We start from the raw sequence: 18,031 nt of genomic DNA, 5'->3' as shown, positions 1-18,031 counted from the left end.
GAAAAAGCGGCACAACTAATAGAAGTACAAATGTAATTCCAATTACTGAACCTAGACCGAAAAAAGCCAAAGCAGAAGTCATGCTTAACACCTCTTTTTATTCGTTTCTATTTATTTCTAAATTAACAGAAAGGAGCGGATTTGTCAATGGAGGCAATATTTAAGCTAGCAGCAATTTATTCTGTTGTAGATAAATTAACTGGACCGGTTAAAAAAATGTCTGGTTCGGTGATAAACTTTGAAAAAATGCTAAACAAAGCAAATGGTATGCAAAACTATGGAATGAAAATGGGCGTTGGTGCAGCTGCAATTGGTGTAGCTGCTGATAAGATGAAGTCTGGAATTTTAAGTATAGCAGAACCTTATTCAAAAATAGAAGATGCAACAGCGCAACTTCAAACGGTTACGACTTCTACAATGGGAAGTATGCAAAAATCTTTAAAGGCTACACAACAGGCAGCTATTAATTGGTCGAAGTCGCATACTGATTCAGCTGAAAGCTACTTACAAGCAACTACAAAGATGGCTTCGGCAGGGTTAAATGATATACAGGCAATTGCAGGTACATCGTCAGCTTTAGCTCTTGCAAAAGCAAATATGGGGGAAGCGGGAAGCGCAGCAGAACTTTTATCACAAATTTATAATAATATGGGTGATAAAACACGTGATGCAAATCAAGAAATGACTCATCTTAGCGATGTTATGACAAAGACTATGCAACTTTACCAAGTGAAAAATTTAGGGGCATTAGGTGAAGGGCTGGCTGCTGCGATGTCATCAGCAAAAAACTATAAGGTTTCTGTTGAAGAATTAAATATGGTTATTGGGCAATTGAATAATTTAGGTATTACGGGAAGTGCAGCGGGAACAGCTTTTTCAGCGACTTTACGGCAGATGAATAAAGCTTCTCAAGATTTAGGATTTTCAATTGCCCGTACTGCCGATGGGGGAATTAATCTTACTGAAACTATAGTAAACATTAAAAATAAATATGGTGATTTCTCTAGTATGACTCAAGAACAACAAATGGCTTTCCAATCGGCTTTTGGTGATGAAGGATTAAGAGCTATTGGATTACTAATGGATCAAACGGATGGGATGAAATCTGCATTACAAGAGGTGACGGGGGCAACAGGTGAAACTGCAAAGGCATTAGCAATATTAGAGGATACTGGTAGTGCAAGGATGCAAGTTGCTATGAATAAATTAGAAGCTATGAAAATACAATTTGGTGAAAAAATTCTAGGAAACAAAACATTGATGGAAGAAATTTTACCAGGAATTATGAATAATGTTGAATGGATTGGTAATCTAGCAACTTCATTTATGGAGCTTCATCCACAGATGACACAGAATATAGTTCTTTTTACGGTATTAGGTGCAGTTGCTTTAGGTGCGATTGCTCCAGTAATAGCCATTATAGGTGGGGTGTTAACTTTAGCGGGTAGTGGACTTGGAGCAATTGTAAAAATTGGACAAGGAACAAAGTGGTTTTTTAATCTCTTACGTAGTGAAGCGGTCATTACGTATTTATTAAATTTAAAGATAAAGTTAATTAGTGCATTTATGTCAGGACGAGCAGCGGTAGTTAGATGTGCTGCTTCAATGCAAACTTTTATTCTTTCAATGTGGCGTGCTTCGGCAGCGGCAGCTATGGCAGGAGCGCAAGGTTTAAAGCAAATGACGATAGGACTAGCAATGATGGCACGGCAGGCAATTATGACAGCGGTTACGGCAATCCCGGCAATGATTGCTGCCGTTTGGTCGTTTACTATAGCATTACTAGCAAATCCAATTACATGGATTGTACTTGGTATTGCAGCCTTGGCTTTAGCTATATATTATTGTGCGAAAAACTGGGATATTATCTCGCTTGCAGCACAAAATGCTTGGAATGTAATTGTCGAAGTATTTCAAAGCGGTTTATCTTGTATAAAAGAAGGCATTAACGGAGCTTTGGCATGGATAGATAATATGATGACAACCTTTTTTAATAGTGGAGCAGCACTTTGGGAAGCGTTTACTGGCGGTATTCGGTCAGCACTTTCCGGCCCGGCTGAAGCAGTAAAAGAAGGGTTGCAATGGATTAGAAATATGCTTCCTTTTTCAGATGCAAAAGAAGGCCCGCTTTCCCAGCTTACCCACAACGGGAAAAAATTAATGTCTACAATTGCTGAAGGGGTAACTATTGAAGCACCTAAATTGCATGATGCTGTTGGAGATGGTTTAGATATTGATGATTTATTCCCAAAACCACCTAAAGGTGGGCAAGGAGGAAGTGGCAAAAGTATCGTTTTCCAAGGCCCAATTACAATAGAAGTTGAGAACATGAATAAACCAGATGATTTTTTTGGAGCATTGAAGCAATTTGCGGATGAGGTTGGTGGATGATGGAAGTTATTACGAATGAGGCAGGAGATATTAAATTAAATGATACGCTTTTACCGGGCACATTTATACGAATGGAAGTTGGCGGGAAATTACGTTTTGATGAAAAAGATGTTCCAGGTTCATCGGGAAAAAGAAAGCAGCCCTTAGGATATGAAGATGCAGAGATTACGCTTAGCATAAGACTTTTAACTGATGATAATTCAGATTGTTATGAAAAATTAGATGTGTTAACAAGCCTTTTTCATAATATAGACAATAGTGCAAAACCTTATGTATATCGAATTGTAAATCGACACGTAACAAAATGGAATATTCGAGAGGTGTTGTTTTCAGAACTGAGAACATCAGAAACCAATCAAGATAACACAATTGAAGCTGCGCTTTCTTTTGTAGAATATAAGCCTGCATTAGTCGAAGCAGAAGCTAAAGCATATATTCCACCGACAAATTCAAATGTAGTTATTCCTGATAAAACAACCGAAGTTTCACAAGTAACAATGGCAGATTTTAAGAAAGCTGACTATAATACATATTCTTCAATGGGTGATTTAAAAAAGAGTGAATATATAGATAGCCCAGCTATTGATGATGATTAGTATGGTGGTGATTATATGTATGAATATATTGCTCCTTTTGTCAATGTAACAGTTGGCCCATGGACGACGAACAAGACCGGTAAGGTCAAAGTAATTTCTTCTAGTATAAATCCTGTAGATACCGCAGAAATATCAATACCAGCTGAAGGGGTTGAAGTTTCTTCAATAGTAAAAGACATGAATGTCATTACTTTTATGGGGTATAGAGAAAAAGGAACATGGCCAGTATTTGCGGGAAAAGTATTTGATATATCATGGGGGCGTAATGTAGTTATTTATGCTAAAGATATGATGGAATTTCTAAAAAAAACTACAATTACAAAATCATTTGTAGATGCTAGCCCGCAAGAAATTGTTAAATATGCATTAATGAAAGCTGGCATTAGCAATTTTATATTGGATAACACGCAGCTTCCACTAAAACATCATTTTGTTGTTAAAAATCTCAATGTAATTCAATTAATCAAGTATATAAATCAATCATGGGGACTTGACTGGAAGTATTATTTTGAGCCAGAAGGTAATTTTTACTGGGGTTTATGGGAGAAATCAAATCGCTATAATGGAGGCAGTCCAATTGCTACATTAGAATATGGCATTAGTTTATTAGAATTGAAGCCTTCAGATAAAGAAACAGGAACTTTAAAAACCTTTTTATTACCTTTTATTCGGCATTCTCAAATTGTAATTTTAAGAGATAGTCGTTTTTGGGATAATGAGGTTCTAGCTAAAATTGAACGTATAACTTATGAACATGGTGAAGGTAGGACAGGAGTTGAAGCACAATGGCGAATACTCAGGAGTTAGCAACTACATTAAAGACGATTATAAAAGAACTTTTTCCAGAATTAAATGGATACAACTTTCCGTTAAAAGCTAAAGTGGTAAAAGTAAATGAGGCGGGTGGAAATATTGACGCATTTCATAAAGTTTATAGTGTTGATGTGCAACCATTAAAAGCAGATGGGAGTATTGATGACGAAAATCCAACTATACCTGATGTCGAAATACCTGTTTGCTGGGCTGGCAATCAGAGAGGAATTTTCTGTTTGCCAGAGGTTGGGGCAACAGTCAGAATTGCTTACTATTATAATGATCCCTCGCATCCATATGTAGATGCTATTTTAGGAGAAGGCTTTCAAGTACCGAAGCATGCTTTAGGTTCTTTAATTATTCAGCAAAAAGACGGTGTTAGGATTGAGGTTGATAAAAATTCAAATATCCACATAAAGACAATGGAAAAGATATTTTTAGTATCAGGCAGTCATCCTGTAGCTTTTGCAGATATTGTGAAAAGTATATTTGATAGTCATACCCATCCAACACCACACGGCGAAAGCGGTGTACCAAGCCAACAGATGGATGGGCATGATTCTAAACAAGTATTCACTGGATAGGAGGAAGCGTTATGGATACTGGTTATTTGGGAAAAGATATGGCATTTTCAACCCAATTTCAAACTTTAGCTACTGGCGATACCGCGATAGTAAGCGGTAGAAATTGTTTAGCACAAGATTTACGTCATGCTTTAACTACTCCCAAAGGTGATTTATGGTATGAGCCAACGTATGGAGTAGATATTTATAAATATCTAAAAAATGAAATAAATGAAGTAAATCGCCTGTCGCTTGAACTTGAAATTGTCTTAACGATTGAAGCTGATCCACGAGTTGTGGCGAATAGTGCGATTGCAAAAGTTGTTGAATGGGATTTACATAGTGTAAAGGTAAAAGCATCTTGTCAGCCTATTGATGGAAGCAACCGCTTAAATATGGTTTTGGGTTATAGTCCGAATGCTTTTGAGGGGGAGGTGAGTTAATGAATGTAGATTTTAAATCGCTAATAGGAGCAAAAAGTTTTGAGGAATTAATGACACAAGCAAGAGAAAAGATGTCTGAAAGTAGTATAACTAACTGGAATACGGGTGGGGTTTTTAAAAATTTAGCAGCACTATGTATGCAAGGATTAGCTGATTTATATAAATTGATTTATGAAACAATTTTACCTAACTCTTATGCGAAAACAGCGAAAGGAAAATGGCTGGATTTTATAGCTGAAGATGTTGATGTACAACGACATTTGGCAACAAAGACAATAGGTAATGTTAAATTTATAAGAAATGAAGCTGTTACTGGTGCGATAAAGATAGAAAGTGGCTCAATTGTAAAAACACCTATGACAGCAAAAGGAGAAGAATTACGTTATTTCGTTATTGAAGAGGTAATACTTGAAGAATCTTGTAATGAGATTGCAGTAAAATGCCAAGCTGAATTTGAAGGAGCAGAATATAACGTAGGGCAGGGAACAATTAGTATATTGGTAACACATATTAATGGTATATCCGTTTCAAATGATGCTGATTGGGTAGTTAATGAGGGGACGAATGAGGAGGATGATGAATCCTTAAGGGAACGTTATTTTCTTAGATGGAATGAGCTTTCGACTGGTTCAACTGCATTAGCTTATAAGTCCTGGGCAAGAAGTGTCACTGGCGTTTTAGATGTTGCTGTTAATGATATGCATCCAAGAGGGCAGGGAACGGTTGATGTAATTATTACCTCTTCGGATGGTGTGCCAACGGAAGCATTAAAAAAAGCGGTGTTAGATTACATAGAAACAAAACGACCACAATGTTCAGATGTATTAGTAAAAGAGCCAAATTTGATTCCAATTAATATAACTGTAGAACTCTGGCTACCAATTGATGAGGGGGATACCGAAGAAACAATTGCAGAGGGGGTAAAAGTTACTCAGGCAATGTTTGTACCAGATGAAGATAAAAAAGATATTTCAATTCAAAAGATAGGCAGAGGCTTTTATAATGCTAGATTAAATAAATATTTAATGGGGATTGATTCGGTTTTTAATGTTGTTATTGCTTCGCCCGTAGATGATGTATTAGTAGAAAGTGGTGATTTAATCAGCAGAAATGAGATAAATATTACTGTAAAAAGAGTGAATTTAACATGAGTAATTTTAGTGAATATTTATATAAACTGATTAATCGCCCTTTTAAAATTAATCAAAGCGGACAAGTTTCTGATGTAGAGTTGTGGACTAATATGTTAGGTTCTATATTAGATGGTATTAAAATAGCAATATTTCAAATTAGACGAAATAGGATTGTTGCAACCTGCAACGATAAGGCAATTGATTTACATGGGAATGATCGTGGTATTTCACGGTATCCAGAAGAACAAAATAAGTATTATCGGCGAAGGGTACAAAGTGCATATATAACTTATTTAGAAGGTGGCACGAATCCGGGTGTAAAGAATACACTTAGCAAAATCGGTTATCCAGATACAGTTATTTATGAAGTTATTGTTGAAAGAGCTTTTCATGATGGAAGAAAAAGATATAACGGAGTATGTCGTCATGCTGGTACAAATACACATTGGGCTGAATTTGACATTACGATATCGCTTGAAGCAGGAAGACAGTTTGCGCCAGTAGATTTTATGATATTAATTGATGTTATTATGAAATCTAAAGCTGGTCATGCAAAACCAAGAAATTTGATTCTTGAATATAAATCTTTTGAGTTTAAGCATAATGGGTTAAAGCGATATAGTGGAGAGATTCAACATGATCCGAAACGTATTTCATTGCAACCTTATTATGATATTGCAAATGGTAAAGTAAATTTAAAAGTACAAGGTACATAAAGGAGGTTTTTAAATGGCAAATTTAGCTGAAGTAAATGAGTGGATTGAAGGAATTTATCAGCTTGAAGAAGATGATCCAGTCATGGGTGGCGCGGATGGTGTTGATAATAGACCGCATAAAGAATTAGCTAATAGAACTAAATTTTTGAAGTTGAAAATAGAAAAGTTGGCAGAAGAAATTTCAAAAATGGATACTGTTGAAAATCATAATCAGGATGAATATGCACATCAAAATGCATTTAATAAACACAACACAGATTCAGATTCACACGAAGATATTCGAACGGCAATTACAGAAGCAACGAAAAAAGCAGGACTTCCAGTCGGATTTGAATATACAATTCCATATACCGAACTACAGCCAGGTCAATTACCTCTTTTAGGTGGCAAATATCCCAAATCAACATTTGAAGACTTATGGAAATGGGTACAAACCCATCCGTCGCTGATAAAAACCGAAACAGAATGGCAAGCAATATCTACTGCAAGCGGCGGTCGTGAAGTACCGTTCTATGCAGATGTGGATGATACTTATTTTAGGGTGCCACTCATGACTACGTGGGTGCGTGGTGCAAGTAGTGTTGATGAAGTAGGTACTGTGCTTGAAGCTGGTTTGCCGAATATTACTGGCACGGCATCCAATTTCATGACGAATGCAACAGAAGGGGCATTCTCCGATGTAGTTACAACTGGTACCCGTGGTAATGTGGGTACAGGGAGCTACAATTATGCACAAAAAATCAACTTTGATGCATCACTATCAAACGCCATCTACGGAAAATCAACAACCGTACAACCGCAGTCAATATGTCGCCTTTGGGTAGTCCAAGCATTCGGTACAAATTCAAACGTGGGCAATCTTGATATGGCACAGCTAGCAGCGGATTTAGTTACGAAAGCAGCTACTGACTTATCAAATATTACGTCAGCAGGCAAAAAAATCATAGCTAGTATGAGTATGCCGTCATCAACGTTTGAAACTATTGTAGATGCAGGCGCAACAACTACCTATACGGCTCCTGCAAATGGGTATGTGTGCGCAAAAATTGCAACGAATACGGGTGCAACTACTCAAAATAGGTTTGTTTCTATTAGTAGTAGCAAATTAGGAAGTATGTCTAATTACTACCACACATCTTCTGATGCTAGCACATATATACCTGTTTTAAAAAACGATGTTGTCACAATTAGTCATGACCCCGTTTATACAGGATTAACTATTAAATTTATTTACGCGGAAGGGGAAATATAAAATGTTTTATTGTGAAAGGTTGTCTGACGGCACAATCGGCAGATACACCAACAATGCAAAGCTAGCGAAAAAATATGAATGGACAGGTCAGACCAAGACAGAACCAATCATGTACGACGGAAAATTATACCTGCAATCCGATTATAACGCACTCATTCAATCAGCCGAGTACAAAGCACAGCAGGCAGAACACCAAAAGCAGCAACAACTAGCAAAGTTAGAATCCGACTACCAAACAGCAGTAGCCGAATTGCAAAAATCATTGAACATCGCACAACTACGCAATGATATAGCACTTATCGCCGATATACGAAATGATTTTGCAGAGTTACAAGCATCCTATCAAACTGAAAAGGAGGAGATTGAGAATGTTGCAAGTACCGAAACGGTGTAGTTTTTGCGCACACAAACTCGTAGACAATGTTTGCAAGAATGAGAAATGCATTGACTACAAAGCAGAAACAACAGAAGATTCGCAAGAGAAAAAATAATATTAAAACCCATTTTAAAGAGGTTTCTAAGACCTTTTAAAATGGGTTTTCTAAAATATAAAAGTTTAAAAATTTTTTTTAAAACCAAATGAGAAATTTTCCGGAACTATTTGCGCGCTTATACTACAGGAGCCACCGGTGCAACAGGAGCAACAGGAGCAACAGGTGCCTCAGGAGCTACAGGAGCAACAGGTGCCTCAGGAGCTACAGGTGCTACAGGAGCCTCAGGAGCTACAGGAGCAACAGGAGCCACCGGTGCAACAGGAGCCTCAGGAGCTACAGGAGCCACTGGTGCCACAGGAGCTACAGGAGCAACAGGTGCTACAGGAGCTACAGGAGCCTCAGGAGCAACCGGAGCAACAGGAGCAACAGGTGCTACAGGAGCAACAGGTGCTACAGGAGCAACAGGTGCTACAGGAGCAACAGGTGCAACAGGGGCAACCGGAGCAAAAGGAGCAACAGGAGCAACAGGTGCTACAGGAGCAACAGGTGCAACCGGAGCAAAAGGAGCAACAGGAGCCACAGGAGCTACCGGAGCCACCGGAGCTACCGGATCCACAGGGCCTACAGGTAAAGATTGTGAGCATGATTATTTATTTGCCAATAGCTTAGAGTGCATTTCTGTAGAAGCCCGTGAGTTAGTACCATTAGAAAACAATGTGGTAAAAAGAGGTACATCTATTCAGCATACGGAAGGGCAACCGATTATTCATTTGGCGGCCCATAAATCATATTTAATTAATTGTAATATTACTGCTACGATTTGCAGCCATGGATGTTCTAAGGATATTGCAGTAAAATTTTTAGTAGATGATAGGATATATCCAGGTATGAGTACAGAGACGATGGGATGTTGTAAAGATTATGTAACTTTAGCGGGTACAGCAATTGTGCAAACGGGGAATCATCAGAAGAAATTAGCGTTAGTCAATTGTACGAATGAAAGAGTAAATTTTGCTGATGTTAATATTACAGTATTAGAATTTTAAAGCTAAACTTTAATTAATAGAAGCCCATCTCCCGCTTAGCGAGAAATGGGCTTCTAATTTTCTCTGATAACAATTATCTCATCTAGAGAAATAAATTCCTCACACAAAATCAAAGATTTTGTTTCGTGGTTTTACATTTATACCTATAGGAGGGGACTGGCAAAAGGCTAAGATTTACTTTTTCTATTCGTTAACGGTTAATTTATAGGGAGAATGATAACTTATTTGACGACAGTTTTTCACTATTTTATGAGCAATTTCAAAGTTACTGTTACTAAAACGCTGAAATCCAAGCCCGGTTAAGACTAAAATTTGAGAAGGAGCGATGGCAACAATATCTTCAATATGTTTGTTTTGCTCTGTTAATCCGTTTGCGCCGAAGTAATCTCCAGGTAGGTAATGTTTTTGGGGCTTTATTATTGTTTTAGATTGTAGTTTCCCGCTCAATAAAATTGTATGAGAATAACTGACTTCGCCTTGGAGTGTGAGCAAATTATTTGGTTGGCATTGAATGATAATTCCGCAGCTATGAACAAATATTTTTGCCTCCTCAACCGATAAGCCATCAAGGATTGGTAAAATATTTGTTGGTGAGGCTTTTAACGTTCGGCAAAGAAAATCCCAGAGTGCGTCGGCACTAATTATTTGGCTATTCATAATATTTGAATTATTTTGAAAAGTTTCGTGAAACCAAGTAACTTTATCTAAATTTTTATTTGTTCTTTTGCGTGCTAGACGGTATAAAGGCGAACGAACACGACGGAAGTGGTCAACATCGTCAGCCAGCATAACAATAGGAAATAATAGTCCATAGCCACCATCAATAAAGTTTTCTGCATAGCGGTGCAGTCCCATTTGTTCATAGAGACGTAATAAATGCAGGTTGCAGCCACCAAACCCGAATTGAATATCATATTCAGCGAAGAGTTCATATGATTTTTTCATTAATAAATAGAGAAGAGGTGAGTTGCGAAAAGCTTTGTCTACCATTAATTTTGTCATTAGGGTTATATTTTCATTTTCTTCTAATCCCCCTAATTGAATAAATCTTTTTAAATCGAGAGTTTGAATGATATCTTTAGGAAATTTATTCGCTGGGGCAATATTTAGGCGGTTGACGCCAACGATTTTGCCAGATTTCTCAGCGTAGATATTGATAGCCCAATCGTCAAAAAGATCCGAAATCATTTTGTGATTTAGATCTGCGTCAATACGATGTTTATCCATTTCTTCAACGTAAACGTTATAGCGAAAATTGTAAACGGCCTCTTTTTCAGCGTTAGTTTGTGCTACCTTTAATAAAATTGTTGATTCATCATTTGTTAATAAATTCTGATTTTTTTGCATATGAATACCCCTTTGTTAATAAAATTTTTTTGATAGTTGTATAAAAGTTAAAGTTACATTTTCACCACCTCCAATTGTTTGATTATGGGTATGGAAAAATAATCCTTGTATTAACAAAAAAAGGGGTGTAAAATGCGACTAGGATTCAGATGGAATAAAAATATCACCTGAATCCTAGTCGCATTTTATTTAAAGGGATATCCTTTTTTACTTTCACTTATAGCAGATGAGAGGCTAGCGTAGGTTAATTATCGGATAAAAAATAAAAAGCTCATGCTTTCGCTTTTGTTCAAGCGAAAACATGAGCTTTTTATTAATTTTTGTGAGTCTAAAGGTCAAAGCAGATATGAAATGTAGTACCGAGGTTGCTAGTATCAATTTTTATATTGGCATTATGCCGAGCAGCAATTTGATAACATACGGATAGTCCTAAACCGGTACCAGTGTCTTTTGTAGTAAAAAAAGGAGTGCCAATATTGTTTAATATTTCCTCTGGGATTCCGGTTCCGTGATCGTGAATGGATAAAACTACTTGATTTTTGTTGTAAACGGTTTCTATGTGTAAAAAACCACCATTTTGCATAGCTTCAACTCCATTGCGAACAATGTTTAAAATAAGTTGGCGAATTTCATTTTCATCTAACGGAATTTTTGGTAATTCGGATAATTTTGTTTTTATTGTTACAAAATTATCTTTTGCTGTAGCTTCAAGTAGCGGTAATATAGTAAGAATAATATCATTTAGTACACACGGTTTAAGAAGAATTACTTTTTCTCGTGATGCGGATAAATATTCGGAGATGATAAGGTTTGCTCGATTTAATTCATCAATCATAAGTTTGAATTTATCATGGTCGCTTTGATATTTATTTTTTCGCGACATAAGCTGAAGATATCCCTTAACTGTTGTCATCGGATTGCGAATTTCATGGGCTACTGTTGCAGCCATATTGCGGACAGCACTCATTTTATCAAGAACTGATGAAAGTCTTTCTAGGTTTTTTCGCTCAGAAATATCGCGAATAATCCCTTGGATTCCGATAAATTGATTATTTCTATGATAAACAGGGACAACTTTTTGTTCTAGCCAAATAATTTTTTTGTTTTTATCAAAAATTCGTAACAGTAATGTATCCTGAATATTGTCTGGGGCTGAACGAATAAATCTTTCTATTAATTTTCTATCTTCAGGGTGGATGACTTTTAAATAAAAGGTTGGGTTTTTCATAAAGTCCTGAACTGTGTAGCCGGTTACTTGAAGAACAGCAGGACTAATATAATTAATTTTAAAGGTTGGATACATTTCAACATAATAAATAATATCCGATGCATTTTCTGCAAATAGGCGTGCTTCATGCTCCTTTTTTATTAAATCATTGCGAACTTTTTCGAAATAAACGAGTAAAGTTCCAATTCCAATGCAGAGGCGAAGCGTTCCCCCAATAATATAGCTGTAATTGGCGATAAGGGGTGAAAAAATATTAAATGGATATGATAAATTAAAGAGGTTCCATGCGATATAGGCAAATCCAGTAAAAAGGTGTCCGATTCCTTGAAGATTCTTTAATCGAATAAAAATTACGCCCATCCATAGGCCGATAGAGCTGCCGACAATTAGCGGAAATAAAAGTTTGATTTGTGGTGAAGGAGCAATCACATCGGTAAATGTATTTAAAACTGTTAGCAGGATAATACCACCAAATAGTTTTTGTTTGTCAAAAGGCTTCCCCATAAAGTCGTATATACCACGAACCAGCAAGAGACAACTAGCGATAATAAGAGATTGAAATACAAAAAAATTGAAGAAGGAGTCTTGCCAGGTTAATAATCCGGAATCAAAAAAAACGTAACGAGAAAAGAGAGTAGTCCAGGCAATTGCCCAAATACCAATGCAGCGTTCCTCATAGAGAAAGTAAAGATAGATATATATAACGACAATCATGGCTGTACCTGCTAATGAGGTTATCACGGGAATATTTATAGTCTCCATATAAACTCCTAAGTGTATTTGTAAAATTTTATGAAGTTGTACCAGTGTTATAAACTTCTTGATAAAATAAACATTTCCTGCCCGATTTATAGAAAATAAGAAAAAACATGTCAAAAAATTGGAGAAAATATATTTTTTTGTGAATTTATATATTTTTTTGTGGCTCTAAAAATATTTACTACTTCAAAGGAAATAAAATCTTTGTTAGCGCAATTAAATGATGAATTTGCTATTTTGAGGGTATATTAAGCTAAGATTGGTTAATTTCCTAAATAAGAGCGTCTAAGATTCAGCCGGAGTGAAAACTTCACCGAAATCAAGTCTTATTTTATCTTATTGAGATACAATTTTTTTTATGTTAGTATGAGCTTAATAAAGCGAGAAGGAAGATGATAAAATGACAGAATCGGAAATTTTGAGACGGATAGATCATACATTATTAAAAGCAGTTGCAACTTGGGAAGATATCGAGAAATTATGTGAAGAGGCGATTACATATAAGACTGCTTCTGTTTGCGTACCTCCATCCTATGTAAAAAGAATTCATAATAAATATGGGGATAAAATTAATATTTGTACGGTTATTGGATTTCCGCTTGGCTATAGCACTACTAAGGCTAAGTTGACGGAAGTTGAACAGGCTTTAGCTGATGGAGCGAATGAATTTGATATGGTAATTAACCTCACAGATGTAAAAAATGGTGATTATGATAAGGTTACAGAAGAAATTAGAACGTTAAAAAAAGCTGTTGGAACTAAAGTTCTCAAGGTGATTATTGAAACGTGCTCTTTAACAGAGCAGGAAAAGATTGCAATGTGCAAAGCAGTCACTGAGGCGGAAGCGGATTTTATTAAAACCTCGACTGGTTTTGGCATAGGTGGAGCTACACTTAATGATATTCGCTTATTTAAGCAGAATATTGGCAAGAATGTAAGGATTAAAGCAGCTGGTGGTATAAGGTCAATCGAGGATTTAGAGGCTTTTATCGGTGAAGGTTGCGACAGGATTGGGACGAGTTCTGCGGTTCAACTGTTTCGCAGTCAAGAAGCTTGGGATGAAAAGTAGCAATAGTAAGTATTAGTGGTGTGTGGACAGTAGAAATTAATTATTTTAGGGGGATGCCTAGTGAGAATGTATGATTTAATTGCAAAAAAACGTGATAATTTTGCTTTAAATGATAAAGAGATTGCATTTATGATTGACGGATATGTCGCAGGAAGTATTGCAGATTATCAAATGGCAGCAATGCTTATGGCAATCTATCTCAATGGGATGAGTGATAAAGAGTTAGCTATACTTACTGATTACATGTCGCGCTCCGGAGATTGCATTGATTTATCTGGAATCGAAGGAGTCAAAGTGGACAAGCATAGTACTGGTGGTGTAGGAGACAAGACAACGCTTGTGATTGCGCCGATTGTTGCGGCCTGTGGAGGTAAAGTTGCGAAGATGTCAGGGCGTGGACTTGGGCATACGGGTGGGACGGTTGATAAAATGGAAGCGATTCCACATATGCGGACCGCACTTAAAGAGCAAGAATTCTTTGATATTGTGAATAAACATGGGCTTAGTGTAATCGGGCAGACGGGAAATCTTGCACCTGCTGATAAAAAATTGTATGCATTGCGGGATGTAACGGCAACGGTAAGTAGCATTCCTCTAATCGCGGCATCCATTATGAGTAAAAAGCTAGCTGCAGGAAGCGATTGTATTCTGCTCGACGTCAAAAAAGGCAGTGGCGCATTTATGAAGACGATTGATGATGCGATTGAATTATCAGAAAAAATGGTGTCAATTGGAGCGGCGGCCGGAAAACGCACAGTTGCTTTGATTACGGATATGGATATTCCGCTTGGAAATGCGATTGGAAATTCTTTAGAAATTATTGAAGTTGTCGATACATTGAAAGGAAAAGGGCCGGAGGATTTGACGGAAGTCTGTTTGACGTTGGCTCAAAATATGCTGTATTTATCGGGAAAAGGAAGTCTGGAAGAATGCAAGAAAATGGCGGAAAAATCACTCCGAGACGGTTCGGCCTTTGATAAACTTGTTGCAATGGTAGATGCTCAAGGTGGAGATACAGGGGTAATTCTTAACACAGAGAAATTTGTTAAGGCGCCTTATTTACATGAAGTGATTGCTCAGCAAGAGGGATATATCGAAAAAATGGATACTGAAAAGTGTGGTATTGTTTCAGTGATTCTAGGTGCGGGCAGAGAAACGAAAGAAAGTGTGATTGATTTTTCAGCTGGAATCATCATGCGAAAAAAAGTTGGCAATTATGTCAAAGTTGGTGATGTGTTGGCTGTGTTTTATACTTCGAAAAAGGGGGTACTTGCGGATGCAGAATCTTTATATAAGGAAGCTTTAACGATTGGCACGCATAAGCCAGCGAAGGAACCTTTGATTTTTGCTCGCGTTGAGAAAGGTAAAGTAGAAAAATTTCATTCTTGAGGTGTTGATTTCATGAAAGAATTGATAGAGGCTGCAAGACGGGCTAGGGAAAATGCATATGTACCTTATTCGAATTTTAAAGTTGGGGCGGCGGTATTAACGGAGGATGGCAAGATTTATAGTGGATGTAATATAGAGAATGCCTCTTATGGAATGGCAAATTGTGCGGAACGAACAGCAATTTTTAAAGCAGTTTCTGAAGGTCAAACTAAATTTAAAGCTTTAGCGGTAATTGGCGATACGAAAGGTCCTATTTCACCTTGCGGTGCATGCAGGCAGGTAATTGCAGAATTTGGGATTCAAAAGATTGTCATGGCGAATTTAAACGGAGATGAAAAAGTTGTCTACTTAGATGAATTGCTCCCTTTTTCTTTTGCTAAGGCTGATTTGCAAAAGGGTAATTGGAAAAATACCGTGAGGATTTGAGGAGAAATATGAACGAATACCATTTAAAAGAAGTAAAAAAACGAGATGAAAAGTTAGTTTGTGAGTTGCTTCAAGTATGGCAGAAATCCGTGGAAGCAACGCATTTGTTTTTAACAGAAAAAGATGTTTATGAGTTAATCCCTTATGTAAAGATGGGGATCATGGGAATTGAAACGTTAATTATAGTACAAAGTCAAGATACTAAGGTGGTTGGCTTTATGGGAATAGAAAAAGAAAAAATCGAGATGCTGTTTCTTCATCCCGATTTTTTCAGACGCGGAATTGGTACAGGGCTAGTCAACTATGCGATTCGTAAATGCAAGGTAACGAGCGTAGATGTCAATGAGCAGAATCCGCAAGCATATGAGTTTTATCTTAGTGTTGGATTTAAGGTAGAAAGTAGGTCTGAACTAGATGAACAGGGGAGGGCTTTTCCTATTTTGCATTTAAAGCTGGAAGAACAAAGTTGTTAATTTAAAAAATATAATAAAATAACGTTTTATAAATAATAATTCTTATTTACGAATGAGAAAGAAAAGTGTATAATTTAGGAAATGGATGCTTAGTCAGAATGGAGTGAAAGAATGAAGGGGACAATTGTAGCAACATGGGTACGTACAGCAAGAAAGTTATGGGGAGAAAGTCTAGTTAGTGAAGTTTTGCGACAAATTGGCTATGGATCAGATCATGTCTTTTTACCGACGGAGGATATAGAGGATCACATACCTCAAAAAATGATACATTTAATTTCACAAAAGATGAGCTTGCCAATAAGTGATGTATGGCATGCAATAGGGAAAGATAATATAAAAACTTTTTTTGAAGCATATCCGGCTTTTTTTCAACGAAATAATTTGTATGCCTTTTTAGAATCTATGTATGATGTACATATTGAAGTTATGCGGATTATTCCTGGGGCAAAGCCGCCTGATCTGAGAATGCATGTTGTTTCAGGAAATGAAGCGATTTTTAGTTATAAATCAAAGCGAGCGATGTTCGATTATTTTCGGGGGCTTTTAGAAGGCGCAGCACAGCATTATAATGAAAAGATTGGGATTACGGTGTTGAAAAAGGAACGTGAAGAGTTAGAATTGAAACTTCGCTTTCCCTATGAGATTCATCGTATAAAAGCATATGAAATGAATTATGCTTTAAAATTTTTACCCGGGCTAGCTTCGAAATGTGGATTATTGACAGTGGCAATTGCATTTATTGCACTATTACCGTTACAGTTTTTGACGAATTCTATTCCTTTATGGGCAGCTTTGCCAGCAGGTTTAGCGGCATTTATAGGATGTTGGTTGGTTGCACGTCCGTTACAGGATATTGAAAATGAGGTGGATCAACTCTTACAGCATCAGTATTCTTCCTTAATGCAGATAAAAACGGGTGATGCTTTTGAGCGGATAGGAAATAAAATCAATACATATAAGCAAACAATACGTCGTGAGTTTACTGGATTTAAAGGGACGGGGGATGAACTAGATAGATATGGCGATGCATTTAATGCTTTAGCGGAGAAGATGAGTGGGACTTCTGATGAAATCACAAAGGTGGTAAATGACGTAGCGGCTTCAGCAATGCATGAGGCTGAAAATACAACCGAAGCAGTTGGAATTTTAAATGGGAATATTGAAACCTTTAAAGATGTAGTTAAAGAACAAATTGAAAATAATAAACAGCTAAAAGAGGCTGTTCTAGAAATTGATCATGGATTTTCAAATGTAAGAAATTCCAGTAATAAACTTAATGAAAGCATGGACAATTTTGCATTGGTAAAACAATCTGTAGAGGGATTGCGTACGCAAGCGAAAAAAATCACAATGATCACAAACACCGTTGCATCTATTGCGGGACAAACGAATCTTTTAGCGCTAAATGCGGCTATTGAAGCAGCGCGGGCGGGCGAACAAGGCAAGGGCTTTGCCGTTGTTGCCGAAGAGGTTAGAATGCTAGCAGAGCAGTCACAAGAACAGTCAAAAATTATTTCTGCGGATGTTCAGGTGATTACGCATACAATTGAAGACGTTGTGCGCCATGTCGATACAGAGTATGAAGTCCTAGCGCAGGAAAGTAGTCAGCTAATGGGCGTGGTTGACGATAATATGCGGTGCTTAAAAAATGTTCGTGGAGTTTCGGATAACATTGTGGATATGATTGATAAGCTTGAGCAAGAGATGCAGGGAATTCATGCTGTTTATAGCAAAATTGAGTCAATTGCAGCTATTTCAGAAGAGAATTCTGCGGCTACAGAGGAAGTTAGCGCATCTGTACATGTTTATAATGAAAAATTGCATGACATGATGGAAAAAATCACGGAATTTAAAAAGATGACGCAGCATTTTATTAAAGGAATTGAGCAATATAAAGTTTAGAGTTTTTACATAGATAAATAAAAAATGCACCTCACTTTGAGGTGCATTTTG

The 18,031-nt window shown here is 37.0% G+C and carries 18 protein-coding genes; 16 read left to right on the top strand and 2 right to left on the bottom strand.

Features of this window, described 5'->3' with window-relative positions:
• Positions 1-147 precede the first annotated feature (147 nt).
• The 11 genes from P3F81_RS12075 to P3F81_RS12025 all read left to right on the top strand — a co-directional run bounded on the left by P3F81_RS12075 (position 148) and on the right by P3F81_RS12025 (position 9,387).
• Complete coding sequence (locus P3F81_RS12075) at positions 148-2,391, top strand: phage tail tape measure protein (RefSeq protein ID WP_309320443.1); 2,244 nt, start codon at positions 148-150, stop codon at positions 2,389-2,391.
• Positions 2,388-2,987: a hypothetical protein gene (locus P3F81_RS12070; RefSeq protein ID WP_309320442.1), complete on the top strand. Its 600-nt coding sequence runs from the start codon at positions 2,388-2,390 to the stop codon at positions 2,985-2,987. The genes P3F81_RS12075 and P3F81_RS12070 overlap by 4 nt, the downstream gene beginning before the upstream one ends.
• Before the next feature lie 15 nt (positions 2,988-3,002).
• Positions 3,003-3,794 carry a hypothetical protein gene (locus P3F81_RS12065; protein WP_309320441.1) on the top strand — a complete coding sequence of 264 codons (792 nt, stop codon included), beginning with the start codon at positions 3,003-3,005 and terminating at the stop codon, positions 3,792-3,794.
• A complete protein-coding gene (locus tag P3F81_RS12060) occupies positions 3,773-4,384 on the top strand; it encodes a phage baseplate assembly protein V (protein ID WP_309320440.1) in 612 nt (203 codons plus the stop codon). Before P3F81_RS12065 ends, P3F81_RS12060 begins: the two co-directional genes overlap by 22 nt.
• Positions 4,385-4,395: 11 nt before the next feature.
• Positions 4,396-4,806 carry a GPW/gp25 family protein gene (locus P3F81_RS12055; protein ID WP_309320439.1) on the top strand — a complete coding sequence of 137 codons (411 nt, stop codon included), beginning with the start codon at positions 4,396-4,398 and terminating at the stop codon, positions 4,804-4,806.
• Positions 4,806-5,957, top strand: coding sequence for a baseplate J/gp47 family protein (locus tag P3F81_RS12050; RefSeq protein WP_309320438.1), 1,152 nt, complete (start codon positions 4,806-4,808; stop codon positions 5,955-5,957). The genes P3F81_RS12055 and P3F81_RS12050 overlap by 1 nt, the downstream gene beginning before the upstream one ends.
• Positions 5,954-6,655, top strand: coding sequence for a hypothetical protein (locus tag P3F81_RS12045; protein WP_309320437.1), 702 nt, complete (start codon positions 5,954-5,956; stop codon positions 6,653-6,655). Before P3F81_RS12050 ends, P3F81_RS12045 begins: the two co-directional genes overlap by 4 nt.
• A gap of 13 nt (positions 6,656-6,668) precedes the next feature.
• The gene (locus P3F81_RS12040) at positions 6,669-7,907 is read left to right on the top strand and encodes a hypothetical protein (protein WP_309320436.1); all 1,239 of its coding nucleotides are present in this window, start codon (positions 6,669-6,671) and stop codon (positions 7,905-7,907) included.
• 1 nt (position 7,908) lies between these two features.
• Positions 7,909-8,301, top strand: coding sequence for a hypothetical protein (locus P3F81_RS12035; RefSeq protein WP_309320435.1), 393 nt, complete (start codon positions 7,909-7,911; stop codon positions 8,299-8,301).
• A complete protein-coding gene (locus P3F81_RS12030; protein ID WP_309320434.1) occupies positions 8,276-8,398 on the top strand; it encodes a hypothetical protein in 123 nt (40 codons plus the stop codon). Before P3F81_RS12035 ends, P3F81_RS12030 begins: the two co-directional genes overlap by 26 nt.
• A 110-nt stretch (positions 8,399-8,508) precedes the next feature.
• Entirely contained in the window at positions 8,509-9,387 is an 879-nt protein-coding gene (locus tag P3F81_RS12025; protein WP_309320433.1) for a hypothetical protein, read from the top strand.
• Between the two features lie 183 nt (positions 9,388-9,570).
• On the opposite strand, the gene P3F81_RS12020 is transcribed toward P3F81_RS12025, so the two are convergent.
• Together P3F81_RS12020 and P3F81_RS12015 are read right to left on the bottom strand one after the other, a co-directional pair.
• On the bottom strand, positions 9,571-10,734 hold the full coding sequence (locus tag P3F81_RS12020; RefSeq protein ID WP_147669538.1) for a GNAT family N-acyltransferase: 1,164 nt from the start codon (positions 10,732-10,734) through the stop codon (positions 9,571-9,573).
• Between the two features lie 328 nt (positions 10,735-11,062).
• Positions 11,063-12,724 (bottom strand): ATP-binding protein, encoded by a 1,662-nt coding sequence (locus P3F81_RS12015; protein ID WP_147669539.1) that lies wholly within the window; start codon positions 12,722-12,724, stop codon positions 11,063-11,065.
• A gap of 397 nt (positions 12,725-13,121) precedes the next feature.
• Here P3F81_RS12015 and deoC point away from each other — a divergent pair, with 397 nt between their 5' ends.
• The 5 genes from deoC (at position 13,122) to P3F81_RS11990 (ending at position 17,980) form a co-directional block, all read left to right on the top strand.
• Entirely contained in the window at positions 13,122-13,790 is a 669-nt protein-coding gene (gene deoC / locus P3F81_RS12010) for a deoxyribose-phosphate aldolase (RefSeq protein ID WP_147669540.1), read from the top strand.
• A 60-nt stretch (positions 13,791-13,850) separates the two neighbouring features.
• On the top strand, positions 13,851-15,179 hold the full coding sequence (locus P3F81_RS12005; RefSeq protein ID WP_147669541.1) for a thymidine phosphorylase: 1,329 nt from the start codon (positions 13,851-13,853) through the stop codon (positions 15,177-15,179).
• A 12-nt stretch (positions 15,180-15,191) separates the two neighbouring features.
• Entirely contained in the window at positions 15,192-15,605 is a 414-nt protein-coding gene (locus P3F81_RS12000) for a cytidine deaminase (protein ID WP_147669542.1), read from the top strand.
• Positions 15,606-15,613: 8 nt separating this feature from the next.
• Positions 15,614-16,078, top strand: a complete 465-nt coding sequence (locus P3F81_RS11995) for a GNAT family N-acetyltransferase (RefSeq protein WP_147669543.1) — start codon at positions 15,614-15,616, stop codon at positions 16,076-16,078.
• Between the two features lie 111 nt (positions 16,079-16,189).
• Positions 16,190-17,980 (top strand): heme NO-binding domain-containing protein, encoded by a 1,791-nt coding sequence (locus P3F81_RS11990; RefSeq protein WP_147669544.1) that lies wholly within the window; start codon positions 16,190-16,192, stop codon positions 17,978-17,980.
• Positions 17,981-18,031 lie beyond the last annotated feature (51 nt).

The organism is Selenobaculum gibii, assembly GCF_030273445.1.
In the GTDB taxonomy this organism is placed as follows: domain Bacteria; phylum Bacillota; class Negativicutes; order ICN-92133; family ICN-92133; genus Selenobaculum; species Selenobaculum gibii.
This window is presented reverse-complemented; position numbering and strand designations above follow the sequence as displayed.